The sequence below is a fragment of the Peptoniphilus ovalis genome (assembly GCF_018919265.1).
GTDB lineage: Bacteria > Bacillota > Clostridia > Tissierellales > Peptoniphilaceae > Peptoniphilus_A > Peptoniphilus_A ovalis.
In genome coordinates this window covers 158,886-172,975 of the sequence record NZ_JAHLQO010000005.1, presented here as the reverse complement: position 1 = coordinate 172,975, position 14,090 = coordinate 158,886, and the positions used below count along the sequence as shown (strand labels likewise).

Here is a 14,090-nt window from a genome sequence, read left to right as displayed (position 1 = left end):
ATATAAACTTGAAAAAGTTTATAAAAATATTTTTTAGAATTTTAGGGCTGTCCTTTAGGACTGCCCTTTTTATAATTATGTATTAATAGTATAAGTACTATAATTTTAAAAATTAATTTAATATTTTCTTAAAATAAGTTTTTATTTTTATTTTTGGAGGGGATTAGGAGCAGCCGATATTTGTTGCCAAATCAAAGATTTGGACAAATAGTGGCATGAGACCTGCTACAAAATCATAGATTTTGTGCTAGGGCTTCATCGCAACGTCCTAATGCCCCTACAAATTAATTCAAAGCTTCAGCTTTACAAAAAACATAATCAAAATTATCCCAAAACTTATTTATAAATCCTCCTTAAAACCTCATACATAAAACTTTCTTTAAAAGGATGATACCTAAACCCAAAGTCAAAAAACTTAAATTTTTTCAAAACTGTCCTTTCTCTAGAAAAAGTATCAAAGCTATATTTCCCATGATACTCTCCCATTCCTGAGTTTCCAACTCCTCCAAAGGGTGCTTTACTTGATGATATATGAAGGAGTGTATCATTTACACAAACTCCTCCACTGTCAATTTCTTGTACAGTATTTTCTACAAATTTTTTATCCTCTGAAAACACATAGAGTGCAAGTGGTTTTTCTTTATTTTTAAATAATTTAAAAAGTTCATCTTCACTTTCATAAGTTAAAACTGGAAGAAGTGGCCCAAATATTTCTTCCTGCATAATTCTATATTCCCATGAAGGTTCATCAACTACGCATGGAAAAATTTGAAGTGTGTCTCTAAAGAAAATACTATCTTTATTTGTTAGAACTTCCAATCCTTCTAAAAGCTCAATCATCCTATTAAATCTAGTTTCCTTATTCATCCATGGATAGTACCTTCTAAAATATTTTTCAGTGGGAAAGGACTCATCAAATACTCTTAAAATTTCAGAAATAAATTCTTCTTTCAAATACTTAGGAACTAATACAAAGTCTGGTGCAACACAAGTTTGTCCTGAATTCATAGTTTTACCAAAGGCAATTTTTTTAGCTGCATCTTTTATATCAGCTGAAGCATGAATAATTGCAGGGGACTTGCCACCAAGTTCAAGTGTTACGGGAATTAAATTTTTTGCTGCATTCTCCATTACAATTTTTCCAACTCTAGGATTTCCAGTGAAAAATATTTTATCAAAATTGAGATTTAAAAGATACTCGGCCTCTTCTGCTTCTCCAAATACAACTTCACATAGACCTTCATATAAGGCTTCTTTTAATATCAATTCCAGAACATCGCTAGTGCTTTGAGAAAATTCAGAAGGTTTTAAAATCACAGTATTTCCTGCAGCGATTGCACCTATTAATGGCACCATTGCAAGTTGGAAAGGATAATTCCAAGGACTTATTATTAAAACTTTTCCAAAAGATTCTTTTCTAATTTCTAAAATGCCAGGAACTTGTGTCATTCCAGGGAATTTCTTTTTAGTCTTGGCATAAGAAGATAAATGATTAGTCATGTGATTTATTTCTTCTACTACTAATAGATATTCTGTCAAAAATGCTTCACGACTGCTCTTGTTTAAATCTTTTTTTAAAGCAGCATAAATATCTTCCTTGTGATTTTGAATAGTTTTTAAAAGAGATTTCAATTGATTTTTGCGAAAGAGTATATCTTTAGTTTTCTTAGAATTATAAAAGTTACTAATTTTATTAAATTTTTCTTCAATTTCGTTAAAATCTGTATGCTTCATAAATCCTCCAATAAAAAAAGAGTGCCGAAGCACCCTAAAAGCCAAATTATTTTAATAGATTTACAAATGCCTTAACATGAGCTGGTAAATCTACTGGTGTACGACTTGTAACAATGTTTTCGCAAACAACAACTTCTTCGTCCACCCAATCAGCACCTGCGTGTACTAAATCATCTTTAATATTTTTAGTGCTTGTAACTTTTTTGCCCTTTAAATCAATTGCAGAAGCAAGAACCCAAGGTCCGTGACATACTGTGGCAATTGGTTTTTTAGCATCATTCAGTGCTGAAACAAATTTTAACAAATCTTCGTTGACACGCATTTTATCAGGAGAATATCCACCAGGGATGTATACTCCTTCATAATCAGACGCAGAAACTTCTGAAATTTCGTGAGTGCTTGTAAATTTTTCGCCATTTTCTGATTTGTATTCTTTGCCCTTTTCTGGACTAATTACATGCACCTCAAAATCTTCACGTAATCTATGGTAAGGGTATATAAATTCTTGTGCATTGAATAAATTTTCTAGTAATATTGCAACTTTCTTCATAAATTCCTCCTTTATCATATACATGGTCTTAATTTTTTTATACCCTAAGATAATGAGATAAAACAAAGCGTTTTTTAATCTTTTAAGTCTAAATATTAATTGCCTTTAATGATATAATTAAAGTAATAATAAATTGAGGTGTTTTATGAAATTTAATATAAATGAAAATCTTGGGGAATTTTACTACGATGAACCTATGAAAAACCACACTTCATTTAATGTAGGTGGTCCAGCTGAACTTTTAATAAAACCTAAGGACGAAGAATCTCTAATTGAAATATTAAAAGTGATTAAGGAGAATAATTATAAATATTATATTTTAGGGAATTGTACTAATATTATTGTCAAAGACAATGGATTTGACGGAATAATAATTAAGCTAAAGGGAAGGCTAAATGAAATAGAAAAAGTTTCGGATAACGAGATTTATGCTGGAGCAGGAATTTCTATGAAGAGACTTTCAGAATTTGCAATGGAAAACTCTCTTAAAGGCCTTGAATTTGCCCACGGCATACCAGGTTCTCTTGGCGGGGGAGTTGTAATGAATGCAGGTGCCTATGATGGAGAGCTTAAAAATGTAATAAAATCTGTGAGACTTCTTGACGAAGATTTAAATGTAATTGAGCTTCCCCTTCACGAGATGAAATTTTCTTACAGACATTCCGTAGTTCAAGAGAGAGACTTAATTGTGCTTGGTGCAAGTTTTTTACTTGAACATGGAAATAAAGATGAAATAAGAGCTAAGTACGAAGAATTTGATGAGAGAAGAAGAGATAAGCAGCCGCTAAATCTTCCTTCTGCAGGCTCAACTTTTAAAAGACCAGAAGGATATTTTGCAGGAAAATTAATAGATGATTCGGGACTTCGTGGCTTTACTCACAGGGGAGCAGGAGTTAGCGAAAAGCACTGCGGTTTTGTTGTAAATAAAAATAATGCAACGGCAATGGATGTAATAGAGACAATAGAGACAGTTCAAAAAATTGTAAGAGATAGATTTGGAGTAAATCTCGAAAGAGAAGTAAAGATAATTGGTGATTAAATGCAATTAATTATAATTACGGGAATGAGCGGATCAGGCAAAAGTTTTGCGCTAGATGTCTTTGAAGACATGGGCTATTATGCAATGGATAATCTCGCACCTGCTCTAATACCTAAATTTTGTGAAATGGCACTTGATGCAAAGAGCAAAAACTTTGAAAAAGTTGCAGTTGTAATGGATTTAAGGTCGGGAGAATTTTTCGACTCACTTTATAATGCACTCAATGAAATCAAATCCATGCATATTGATTTAAAAATTATATTTTTGTATGCAGATATGGAGACAATTATTGCAAGATACAAGGAACAAAGACGCCCTCATCCAATGAATAAGTCAATTGTTGAAGGATACAAGTTCGAAGAAACAGCATTAGAAAAGATAAAACAGGATTCAGATTTTGTAATTGACACAACGGGACTTTCTACCAAAAATTTTAGAAATCAAATTATGGCATTTATGTCCTACGATGAGAAGGAAAGTTTTCCAATTGAAATTTCAAGCTTTGGTTACAAGGACGGAATCTTAAAAGATGCAGACATTGTCTTGGATGTGCGATTTCTTCCAAATCCATATTATATTGAAAAGTTTAGAGATGTCAACGGACTTGATGAAGAAGTAAAAAATTTCGTGTTGAACTTCGATGTAACACAAGAATTTTTAGAAAGAGCAATAGACTTTTTTAAATTTTTAATTCCAAATTACATGACTGAACAAAAAAGAGTCCTAAAAATTGGAATAGGATGTACTGGTGGCTTCCATCGCTCCGTTGTAATTGCCGAAGAAATTGGACGCATTCTAAAAAAAGATTATTCATCAACCTATGTAACGCATAGAGATATGGAGAAAAATTTATGGAAAAAAAGATAGCAGTCCTGGGCGGTGGAACGGGAATTTCTACAGTTTTAAAGGGACTTAAGGACTACACAAAAGACATTTCTGCCATAGTTTCTATGTCTGATGACGGCGGAGGAAGTGGAATTCTAAGAGAAGAATTAAAAATCCTTCCTCCAGGAGATGTGAGAAGATGTCTTGTTGCACTGTCAAACACAGATGAAGTTTTAAAAGAATTAATTGAGTACAGATTTAATTCAGGCACACTTAAAAATCAAAATGTTGGAAATATTTTAATAGCAGCACTTGCTGATATCAACGGATCTTTTGACAAGGCACTAATGGAGATGTCAAGTGTATTTAATATTACGGGAAGGGTACTTCCAGTTACCTTTGATGAAACTCACTTAGTTGCAGAGTTTTCTTCAAAGGATAAAGTTGTGGGGGAATCCTATATTCCAAAGATGTGTTATAGACTTGACACTTCTATCGAAAAAATGAGCATGATTCCACACTATCCAAAGGCAAATAAAGAAGCACTAAAGGCAATAGATGAAGCTGATATAGTAATAATTGGACCGGGCTCACTTTACACTTCGATAATTCCAAACTTTTTAGTTGCAGGAATTAATGAAGCACTAGAAAAGACAAAGGCAAAAAGAATATATATTGGAAATGTTATGACACAAAGGGGAGAGACAATAGGCTACTCTCTTAGCGATCATGTAAAGGCAATTAGTAAGCATATGAAAAAAGATTTAATAGACATTGTAATTGCAAATAATAAAAAGGCGCCAGAAAATTATTACGAATATTATTTTAATAAAGAGGATTCCAAGCCAATTTTTGTAACAGATGATGACAGAAAATATTTTAACGATAGAAATATTAAATTAATTGAAGGCGATTTTATCGACATTGAAGATAGACTTGTTCGTCACGATGGACACAAAATAGGCAGAGCTATAAATGAGCTCTTTTGTTGCAATAATTCACTTTAGATGATATTATTTATTTGATTTTAGAAAGTTAGGAGCGGATTAAATGAGAAAGTATAGAAAGACAGAGCATATAGAAAATTTTCTAAAAAGCACATATGAAGGCAATGCTCTATTTTCAAATATCTTTTTATATAATGATTCTCTTCCAGAAATTGATTTTTCGGAAATTGACACAAGTGTTGAATTTTTAAATAAAAAAGTGGAATTTCCACTTATGATTAACGCAATGACAGGGGGAAGTAGTCTTTCCGAAGATATAAATAAAGGCTTGGCAGAAATTGCCAATCATTTTAACATTCCTATGGCAGTTGGATCTCAAACAATTGCCCTTGAAGACGAAGATTCAAAAACTTCCTTTGAAATTGTTAGAAAAGTCATAAAAGATGGAATTGTAATTTCAAACTTAAGCGGATTTTCAAACGCAGAAGATGCAAAAAAAGCAGTGGATTTAATATCAGCAGATGCAATTCAAATTCACTTAAATCCAGGGCATGAACTTGCTCAAGCTGAAGGGGAAAGAAATTTTAAGGGGATTTTGAATAATATAGAAGAAATTGTAAGGGCATCAGAAGTGCCAGTGATAATAAAAGAAGTTGGACATGGAATTTCTAAGAAAAATGTAAAAAGGCTTTATGACCTTGGAGTTAGAAATATTGACGTATCAGGGCATGGCGGCACAAACTTTTTAGAAATTGAAAACCTAAGAGATGCAAATAATGATTTTTCAGATATATTCTCATGGGGAATTCCAACAGCTCTTGCAGTTATCGAAGCAAAAAAATTAGACCTTGCTGATTTAAATATAATATCATCAGGCGGAGTTAAGACTTCTCTTGATATTGTAAAAAGTTTAGTAATAGGAGCTTCAATGGTTGGCATAAGTGGAGAAATCTTGTCTTTCCTTGTTAGAGGTGGATATGAATACACTTTAAAATACATTGAAGGCTTAATCTATAAGACTAAGATGCTTATGATGCTTAATGGAGCTACAAATATAGAAGAGCTTCAAAAAGTAGATTACAAAGTAACAGGAAAATTAAAAGATCTCTTGGAGGACTGAAATGAAATTTATAAAAAGAGATGAATTTAAAGACTCAAAATGGTCTGGCGGAGTGACAACAGAAGTTTTCATCTATCCGGAAGAAGCAAGTGTTTCAGAGAAAAACTTTGACCTTAGAATTTCAACGGCAACTTGTGAATTAGAAGAATCAACATACACTCCATACAATGGATTTTATAGATACATCACACCAATTGACAATGTGATGAATATAAAGACAAGGGGAGAAGAGTATGAACTAAACCCTTATGAAGTACTATTTTTCGATGGAGATGCACAGACAAAATCCTCTGGAGATGTGAGAGATTTTAATCTAATAATAAAAAAAGGAGTCCATGCAAAGATGTACTCTCTAAATATAAATGATTTTAAATATAAAGTCCATGACAAGGCAATAATTTTTAACTACGATAATAGACTTAAAGCAAATGGAGAAAAATTTGAAGAATTTTCTGCAGTTTATTTAGAAAATGAAGAAGTTGAAATTATTGGGAATGGAAAAATAATTATAGCTGAATTTTAATTTTAAAAGTAGGTGTTTTGCATCTACTTTTTTATTTTGCAAAATTGATCTAACTGGTTTTCTGCTGGCTTAGTAAAAACACCAAATAAAAACTTATTCCAATGAAAAGTAATAAGAAAAAAATCACCTTCCTTGGTTTACCAAGGAGGGTGATCAAATTTTTATTATGATAATGGAATTTTAAAACAATATTTGCTCTTATATATAGGGTTTAATGAAAAACAAATTTAATATTCTCTAAAATTCCAAATAAAAATTTACAAAATTTATTAAAATAATCCTGACACTAAAGACATATAAAGTGGATTTGATATATCTACTGCAAGTACTGAGATTGCAGGGAATAGCACCCAAGCTAGGTGAGAGTATCCGTAAGTGTCCATTAGTGATTGTTCATTGGCTATGGCATTTGTACCGGAACCCATCATTGTTCCAATAAAACCAGTTGTCATTACTGCTGCTGCATAGTCTTTTCCATAAGCTCTAAATACTACAAAGTAAGCAAATAGAATTGTAATACCAAAGCTACATACAACCATTACAGCAATAGGTCCAAGCATGTGAAGTATTTGTGTTAAGTCCATTGTCATTACTGTAATTGCAAGGAAGATGCTTAAACTAATTGATTCAATAGTGTGAATTTCAGGTTCGTAATAATCTATATTTGCTGCTTCAACAATGTTTCTACAAATTGCTCCTGCAAATAACATTCCTATAAAGTAAGGCATTTCAATTACTGAAATCTTATTTAATACCCATTGAATTGGAATACCAAGTGCCCCAATAATTAAAATCATACTCACCATTCTAAATAATCTTGGAATGTCTAGTTTAGCATCATCATGTTCAGTGCTTTTAAGCTCTAAGTCTTTTGGATCAGATTTAAGATTAAATCTTTTTATAAGCATTGCAGAAACAGGACCACCTGAAAGTGAACCCAGTGCAAGTCCAATTGTAGCTGCGGCAACTCCTGCTTCAAGAGAGCCTGTGGCACCAAGAGCTTCATACATTTCACCAAAGGCTGCGGCTGTTCCCGGACCACCTGCATTGGCACCAGTTGTTGCATTGACACCAATAAGTTCGTGAAGTCCGAAAATTTTTGCGATTATAATTCCAACGCTACCTTGTAATATTACACCAAGTGTAATAGTCCAAAAGATTGGCCAAACATAGTGAGAACCCATTTTTAAAATTTTAAGTGAAAATCCAAATCCAACACAAGTGAAGAATACATTCATCAAAAATGATGATAAAGTTTTGTCCCATTTAACATCTACAATTTCTGCACCACGGAGAATTGAAAATAAAATTGCAACAATTAAACCTCCCACAACTGGTGCAGGGATTGCCCATTCCTGTAGCTTTTTGCTACTTTTTACTATTTTTTGACCAAATAATGCAACTGCACATCCAATGGCTGTAGTTGCGAGTAAATCAAATTCAAAAACCATATTAGTCCTCCATTAAGTAATTAAAACAATAATTGTATTAAATTTATCCAATATTTAAATATATTATTGTAATGAGGTGATTTTAACATTTTAAATTTAGCTGGTCAACAAAATAATTTACAAAAATTAGTAAAATCTTAGAAATTAATTTGATATTGCCGATATTATTTTTATAAATTATTCAAAAAAAGTCAAAAAAGGTCAAAAATATCCTTGACATTCTTTGACCTATGACCTATAATATAATTACAGTTAGCAGAGAGAACTAATGGCTGCTAATTTTAATATAGATATTTTAAGAAAAAGGGGAGTTTTATAATGAGTATCAGACCATATGAAAGTAATTTATTAAGAGATGGAAGATTTGACGATTTCTATGACATGATTGATTCTTTCTTTAATGATGGATTCACACCACAAAGGGCAATGAGATCAGCTTCTTTTAAAGTTGATGTTATTGATGATGAAAATGCTTATAAAATCGAAGCAGAGCTTCCTGGTTATTCAAAAGATGAAATTGATGTAGACTTCGAAGATGGAAGACTTACAATTTCAGCTGAAAAAAATGAAGAAGTAAACGAAGATGACAAAGAAAAAAATTATATTCACAGAGAAAGAAAATCTTCTAAGATGGTAAGAAGGATGTTCTTTAAGGATATTGACGAAGATAATATGTCTGCTAAACTTGATGGCGGCATTCTTGAAATCACTGTTCCTAAGAAAGTTGATGAAAAGAAAAACAAAAAAATAGAAATAGAATAATTGATATAGATGCCGGGTCATTCCCGGCTTTTCTATTATCTTATTACATAAAAGAATGGCAAATCTATCTAAATTTATGGATAGATTTTTTTTTATTTATTATAATGAAGTTGGAGGGATTATGATAGATTCGAAAAATATTGCAAGGATTGCGACCTTTGCTCTTTTATATGAAGTTTCACTTAGTCCAAAACCTGGTCTTGTGAATTTATTAAATCCAGGCTCACATGATGACATGGACTACATAGATTTTATAAAGTCTTCAATTGCACTACATGATTATTTTAAAATTGCCTTTGAACTTGGTGAAGTTTCAGATGGCGAAGATTTTATAGAACTTAGAAAGTTTGGAATAATTTATGAAGATAAAATGCTTGAGGCAACTGGAGAAGTAAACACTCACAAGGGAATAATTTTCTCACTTGGACTAATGGTTTATGCAACGGCAATTGAACTTAGAGGAGAAAATTTCTCTTTTGAAAAGGTAATTAAAAGGGTAGCTTATTTAAATAAAGGAATAACTTCAGAACTCGACACTTCTAAGGCAATTACTCATGGCGAGAAAAATTACAAAAAATACGGAGTTAAGGGAATTCGTGAAGAAGCTGAAGATGGATTTTCAAAAGCTTTACTAGGTCTTCGATTTTTAAGAGAAAAGAATAGAGAAATAAAATTTGACTATGCTCTTACAGGAACTCTTTTTTATTTTATGAGTTTTATTGAAGATTCAAATATTATAAAAAGAGGTGGACTTGAAGGTCTTGAGTTTTTAAAAAGGAGTGCAGATTATGTTCTTCATAATGAGCTTTATAAAACAAGTGAGGGCATGATTAAAATAAACGAGATTAACAATGAATTTATTAGGAGAAATCTAAGCCCAGGCGGATGTGCTGACTTTTTGATTTTGACTTTGTATTTTTATTTATTGGGGGAAAATTATGATAAATTATAGCGAACTTATGAATTTTGAAAAAAAGGAAGTTCAAAAATTCTTAAAAGACTTCGATATTAATTACGAAAAAGACATTGAATATACAATTGTTGCAAGAGATGGAGATAAGATAATAGGAACTGGATCTGCAGCAGGAAGAGTACTGAAGTGCTTTGCCATTGATGGAACTTACCAAGGCATGGGAATTACAAATACAATTATCACAATGCTTCTTGAATACCAATACAATAGAGGAAACAATCATCTATTTATCTTTACAAAGCCTGGAAATATAAAAATTTTCTCTGATTTTGGATTTTCACTTGTTGAACAAACTGAAGATGTGGCACTTCTTGACAATAGAATTGAAGAGCTTTATAAAATCTTAGAAGAAATTAAAGATGATAGAGAATCGGGTGCAATAGTTCTAAATGCTAATCCAATGACTAAGGGTCATTTATATTTAATTGAAAAGGCTCGTGAAAATTCAAAACTTCTTCATGTATTTATGGTTGAAGAGGATGGCTCTAAGTTTCCCTTTGAATTTAGATACAAAATTGTAAAAGAGGAACTTTCAAGATTTGATGATGTTGTATTTCACAGAGGAAATGACTATATAATTTCTAAAAATACTTTCCCAACATATTTTTATAAAGATGAAAAAACTATCCTTAAGGCATATTCTGAACTTGACACAAAAATCTTTGGAAGATATTTTGCTAAGGCTTTAAATATTAAAAAGAGATTTGTTGGAACTGAAATAAAAGATGTTGTCACAAAAAATTACAACGAAACTATGAAGAAAATTTTACCTCAATATGGAGTAGAATTGATTGAAATTCCAAGAATTGAAAGCGACGGAGAAGTTATATCAGCATCAAGAGTTAGAGCATTAATTGCAGAAGGTAAAGTTGAAGAAGCTTTTAAATACCTGCCTGAAGCTACAATAAAGGCACTTAAATCTGAAGAAGGAAAAAAGATTATAAATGAGAGATTTTAGTAAAGAGCAAGAAAAACGCATGATGAAAATGCTAGATGCAAAGGAAAGAAGATTTTATAAGATTAAAAAACTAATCGAGAAAAATCATCTTCCAGTTCTTTCATTTATGCTAAATATTCCTGGTGAGGAAAAAAACTTCAATGATGCAGTGGATTTTCATCTATATAATATAGAAAAGATTAAAAAAATTTTAGAAGAAAATAAAATACAAATAATAGAAGAAAGTTATAAAAATATAGAAACTGGAATGGAATACATTTGTCAATTTAATTGCGATGCAAATTTTGTGAAAAAATTAATGGTAAAATACGAAGAATCTGAAAAGATAAATAGAATACTTGATATCGATATATACAATGAAGATTTCAAACAAATTTCAAGATCTAATCTAGGGCTAGGCGAGAGAAAGTGTTTTATCTGTGATAAAAAAGCAAGAGCCTGCATAAAAGATGAAACCCATAGTCCAGAAGAACTTGAAGAATTTGTGAGAAATCAATTAAATTGCCATAGGAAATAATTATATCTTTATACAAAATTGATATACATTATTACTTAAAATCTTTGTTATGATTATAAAGAGGTGATAATGTGGAAAAAATAAAAATGAACACTCCCATCGTTGAGATGGATGGAGATGAAATGACAAGAGTCATTTGGAAGGACATTAAGGAAAAATTATTAGAACCTTATATTGATTTAAATATAGATTATTACGACCTTTCCATAGAAAACAGAAACGAAACTGATGATGAAGTAACATTAGAATCTGCAAAGGCAGTTGAAAAACACAAGGTTGGAGTAAAATGTGCCACAATTACGGCAAATGAAGATAGAGTAGAAGAATTTAATTTAAAGAGAATTTATCCATCTCCAAATGCTACAATTAGAGCATATCTTGACGGAGTGATGTTTAGAGAACCAGTTGTATTCAGCTGTTTAGACATTTTGGTGCCAACTTGGAAAAAACCAATTGCAATAGCAAGACACTCTTTTGGAGATATTTATGTTTCAAAATCCTTTGATGTAAAAAAGGGAGAGACACTTAAAGTTTCTATAGATGGAAAAGAGAAATATGAATACTCTCCAGATTATGATGCAATATTTTTGACACAATATAATAAGGTAGAGTCAATAAAATATTTTGCAAAGGAATCTTTTGAATATGCAATTTCAAAGAAAATGAACTTAATTTTCTCAACAAAAGATACAGTTGTTCCAGGATATGATTCAGTATTTAAAGAAATTTTTAACAAAACTTACGAAAATTACAAAGATGAATTTGAAAAACTTGGAATAGAATACAATTATTACTTAGTAGACAATGCCATTGCACAAATTATGAAATCCGAAGGAAATATACTTTGGGCACTTAAAAATTATGAAGGCGACATAATGAGTGACTTAATATCAGCGGTATATGGATCACTTTCACTGATGGAATCTGCAATAATTGGGAATGGCACTTATCTTTATGAAGCTGCACACGGAACAGTAACTGCACATTATAGAAGATATCAAAAGGGAGAAATCACATCTACAAATTCAGTTGCACTAATATTTACATGGGCATCAGGACTTGAAAAAAGAGGAGAACTAGACAGCAATAAAGAGCTACATGATTTTGGAGTGAAATTAAAACAAGCTGTTAGAGAGACAATAGAGAATGGATTTATAACAGGAGATCTTATAAAAAGTTATAATAAAGAAAATTATACGAAAGTTAATTATCTTGAATTTATAGAAAAGGTAAATGAATATTTGAAGAAAAGATTAAATTAATCGGGGCAATTGCCTCGATTTTTTCATAAAAAAATCTGCTGACTTAATCAGCAGATAATTTTTTATAGATGTATAATTCCAAATACTAGTCCAGCAATTACCATTAGAATACTCACAGGATATAGATATTTAAATGAGAATTTAATGTGATCCTTAAGTTCTAAGTTGTCTACAAGACCAAGTGCAAGGTAAGTTGCAGGCACAAGTGGTGAAATCATAAGTGATACGTTCTTTCCAATTAACATTGCCATTGCAGTGTTAATTCCTTCAACACCAAAGGCTTTACCAACTTCAATAATTGGTGGCATAAGTCCGAAGAAATATGCGTCTGTTCCTACAAGCATTCCCATAGGAAGTGCAAGGAATCCAAAGATTAAGTGAGTAAATCTTCCTAAGAAATCAGGAATAATATTTGTAAGCGTAATAGCCATAGCTTCAATCATTCCAGTTCCGTCCATGATACCAACCATGATACCAGCAGCTAGAATTGTAGCAGAAATTGTAAGTGCAGAAGCAGCATGCTCTTTAATCTTTTCGTTTTGTGATTTAAGAGTTGGATAGTTGATGCAAAGTGCAAGTGAAAGTCCAATCATAAAGATATAGTATGATGGAAGAACATCAACCATAAGTGCAGCAATTACAAGTACTGTTAAAATTACGTTAACTGGAAGAAGTTTTTGAAATCTTGGATCAAGTTCTTCTTTAGTCTTTTCTACTTCTTCAGAAGAAGTTTTAAGAGTTGTTCCTGCTCCTCTTTTCTTTTCAATTGTTCCAAGAATAACTGCAAGTGTTACAGTACAAACAATACCAAAAACTTGAATTGGGATAAGTTTTAACCAAAGTCCTGTTGCATCAATTCCAAGAACTGTTGCAGCTCTTGCAACTGGACCACCCCATGGAAGTAAGTTCATAACTCCCATTGCACATGCTGTCAAGCAAAGTAGCACTTGTGGTCTAATTCCCATTCTCTTGTAAATTGGATACATTGTTGGAATTGTAATAAGTACTGTTGTAGCAGTAGCACCGTCAAGGTGAGCGATAATTCCAATAATACCTGTAGCAACAGTAATTAAAATAACATTATTTCCAGCCATTGCAACAAGTTTATCAACGATTACATCAAATACACCAACATCACTCATTACACAGAAAAATATAATTGAGAATATGAATAGTATAGAGTTATTGGACACGGTCTTCATACCTGCGCCAATCATTTCCTTTAATCCCTCTAAATCTGTTCCTACTAGTACAGCAGCAATACTTGGGATTAAAATAAGTACAACAATAGGACTCATCTTGCCCTTAAGTAGTAAAACTATAATTGCAAATACTAGCAAAAAGCCTACCAATGATAACATATAATACCTCCTAAAATTAAAAATAATGCCCATTTGACATTAAGTTATCTTATTATATAGAATATAAT

General features: G+C 31.7%; 14 protein-coding genes. 10 read left to right on the top strand and 4 right to left on the bottom strand.

The window, feature by feature from the left end; genetic code table 11:
* Nucleotides 1-336: 336 nt before the first annotated feature.
* Together KQI68_RS08345 and KQI68_RS08340 are read right to left on the bottom strand one after the other, a co-directional pair.
* Complete coding sequence (locus KQI68_RS08345; protein WP_216549681.1) at nt 337-1,734, bottom strand: aldehyde dehydrogenase family protein; 1,398 nt, start codon at nt 1,732-1,734, stop codon at nt 337-339.
* Between the two features lie 46 nt (nt 1,735-1,780).
* Entirely contained in the window at nt 1,781-2,284 is a 504-nt protein-coding gene (locus KQI68_RS08340) for a type 1 glutamine amidotransferase domain-containing protein (RefSeq protein ID WP_216549680.1), read from the bottom strand.
* Nucleotides 2,285-2,429: 145 nt separating this feature from the next.
* On the opposite strand from KQI68_RS08340, the gene murB reads away from it, so the two are divergent.
* Genes murB through KQI68_RS08315 form a run of 5 tightly spaced genes read left to right on the top strand, consistent with a single transcriptional unit; the run spans nt 2,430 to nt 6,738 of the window.
* Nucleotides 2,430-3,323, top strand: a complete 894-nt coding sequence (gene murB, locus KQI68_RS08335) for a UDP-N-acetylmuramate dehydrogenase (protein WP_216549679.1) — start codon at nt 2,430-2,432, stop codon at nt 3,321-3,323.
* The gene (gene rapZ, locus KQI68_RS08330; RefSeq protein ID WP_216549678.1) at nt 3,324-4,190 is read left to right on the top strand and encodes an RNase adapter RapZ; all 867 of its coding nucleotides are present in this window, start codon (nt 3,324-3,326) and stop codon (nt 4,188-4,190) included.
* Nucleotides 4,175-5,155 (top strand): gluconeogenesis factor YvcK family protein, encoded by a 981-nt coding sequence (locus KQI68_RS08325; RefSeq protein WP_216549677.1) that lies wholly within the window; start codon nt 4,175-4,177, stop codon nt 5,153-5,155. The genes rapZ and KQI68_RS08325 overlap by 16 nt, the downstream gene beginning before the upstream one ends.
* Nucleotides 5,156-5,198: 43 nt before the next feature.
* A complete protein-coding gene (gene fni, locus KQI68_RS08320; RefSeq protein ID WP_216549676.1) occupies nt 5,199-6,215 on the top strand; it encodes a type 2 isopentenyl-diphosphate Delta-isomerase in 1,017 nt (338 codons plus the stop codon).
* 1 nt (nt 6,216) lies between these two features.
* Nucleotides 6,217-6,738 carry a HutD family protein gene (locus KQI68_RS08315; protein ID WP_216549675.1) on the top strand — a complete coding sequence of 174 codons (522 nt, stop codon included), beginning with the start codon at nt 6,217-6,219 and terminating at the stop codon, nt 6,736-6,738.
* Nucleotides 6,739-7,007: 269 nt separating this feature from the next.
* On the opposite strand, the gene KQI68_RS08310 is transcribed toward KQI68_RS08315, so the two are convergent.
* Nucleotides 7,008-8,189 (bottom strand): sodium/glutamate symporter, encoded by a 1,182-nt coding sequence (locus KQI68_RS08310; RefSeq protein ID WP_216549674.1) that lies wholly within the window; start codon nt 8,187-8,189, stop codon nt 7,008-7,010.
* A 318-nt stretch (nt 8,190-8,507) separates the two neighbouring features.
* Here KQI68_RS08310 and KQI68_RS08305 point away from each other — a divergent pair, with 318 nt between their 5' ends.
* The 5 genes from KQI68_RS08305 to KQI68_RS08285 all read left to right on the top strand — a co-directional run bounded on the left by KQI68_RS08305 (nt 8,508) and on the right by KQI68_RS08285 (nt 12,661).
* Nucleotides 8,508-8,951, top strand: a complete 444-nt coding sequence (locus tag KQI68_RS08305; protein WP_216549673.1) for an Hsp20/alpha crystallin family protein — start codon at nt 8,508-8,510, stop codon at nt 8,949-8,951.
* A gap of 121 nt (nt 8,952-9,072) precedes the next feature.
* Nucleotides 9,073-9,903: a triphosphoribosyl-dephospho-CoA synthase gene (locus KQI68_RS08300; RefSeq protein ID WP_216549672.1), complete on the top strand. Its 831-nt coding sequence runs from the start codon at nt 9,073-9,075 to the stop codon at nt 9,901-9,903.
* A complete protein-coding gene (citC, locus tag KQI68_RS08295) occupies nt 9,890-10,882 on the top strand; it encodes a [citrate (pro-3S)-lyase] ligase (RefSeq protein WP_216549671.1) in 993 nt (330 codons plus the stop codon). The genes KQI68_RS08300 and citC overlap by 14 nt, the downstream gene beginning before the upstream one ends.
* Nucleotides 10,869-11,399: a citrate lyase holo-[acyl-carrier protein] synthase gene (citX, locus tag KQI68_RS08290; protein WP_246541279.1), complete on the top strand. Its 531-nt coding sequence runs from the start codon at nt 10,869-10,871 to the stop codon at nt 11,397-11,399. Before citC ends, citX begins: the two co-directional genes overlap by 14 nt.
* Before the next feature lie 71 nt (nt 11,400-11,470).
* Nucleotides 11,471-12,661 carry an NADP-dependent isocitrate dehydrogenase gene (locus KQI68_RS08285; protein WP_216549670.1) on the top strand — a complete coding sequence of 397 codons (1,191 nt, stop codon included), beginning with the start codon at nt 11,471-11,473 and terminating at the stop codon, nt 12,659-12,661.
* Nucleotides 12,662-12,723: 62 nt separating this feature from the next.
* On the opposite strand, the gene KQI68_RS08280 is transcribed toward KQI68_RS08285, so the two are convergent.
* On the bottom strand, nt 12,724-14,022 hold the full coding sequence (locus KQI68_RS08280) for a CitMHS family transporter (RefSeq protein ID WP_216549669.1): 1,299 nt from the start codon (nt 14,020-14,022) through the stop codon (nt 12,724-12,726).
* Nucleotides 14,023-14,090: the final 68 nt, after the last annotated feature.

Excerpts from the sequence above, each read along its gene's own strand:
- KQI68_RS08300 (WP_216549672.1), top strand. The coding sequence starts at position 9,073 with ATGATAGATTCGAAAAATATTGCAAGGATTGCGACCTTTGCTCTTTTA.
- citC (WP_216549671.1), top strand. The coding sequence starts at position 9,890 with ATGATAAATTATAGCGAACTTATGAATTTTGAAAAAAAGGAAGTTCAA.
- KQI68_RS08340 (WP_216549680.1), bottom strand. The coding sequence starts at position 2,284 with ATGAAGAAAGTTGCAATATTACTAGAAAATTTATTCAATGCACAAGAA.
- KQI68_RS08315 (WP_216549675.1), top strand. The coding sequence starts at position 6,217 with ATGAAATTTATAAAAAGAGATGAATTTAAAGACTCAAAATGGTCTGGC.
- citX (WP_246541279.1), top strand. The coding sequence starts at position 10,869 with ATGAGAGATTTTAGTAAAGAGCAAGAAAAACGCATGATGAAAATGCTA.
- KQI68_RS08325 (WP_216549677.1), top strand. The coding sequence starts at position 4,175 with ATGGAAAAAAAGATAGCAGTCCTGGGCGGTGGAACGGGAATTTCTACA.
- KQI68_RS08280 (WP_216549669.1), bottom strand. The coding sequence starts at position 14,022 with ATGTTATCATTGGTAGGCTTTTTGCTAGTATTTGCAATTATAGTTTTA.
- KQI68_RS08305 (WP_216549673.1), top strand. The coding sequence starts at position 8,508 with ATGAGTATCAGACCATATGAAAGTAATTTATTAAGAGATGGAAGATTT.
- fni (WP_216549676.1), top strand. The coding sequence starts at position 5,199 with ATGAGAAAGTATAGAAAGACAGAGCATATAGAAAATTTTCTAAAAAGC.
- KQI68_RS08310 (WP_216549674.1), bottom strand. The coding sequence starts at position 8,189 with ATGGTTTTTGAATTTGATTTACTCGCAACTACAGCCATTGGATGTGCA.
- murB (WP_216549679.1), top strand. The coding sequence starts at position 2,430 with ATGAAATTTAATATAAATGAAAATCTTGGGGAATTTTACTACGATGAA.
- rapZ (WP_216549678.1), top strand. The coding sequence starts at position 3,324 with ATGCAATTAATTATAATTACGGGAATGAGCGGATCAGGCAAAAGTTTT.
- KQI68_RS08345 (WP_216549681.1), bottom strand. The coding sequence starts at position 1,734 with ATGAAGCATACAGATTTTAACGAAATTGAAGAAAAATTTAATAAAATT.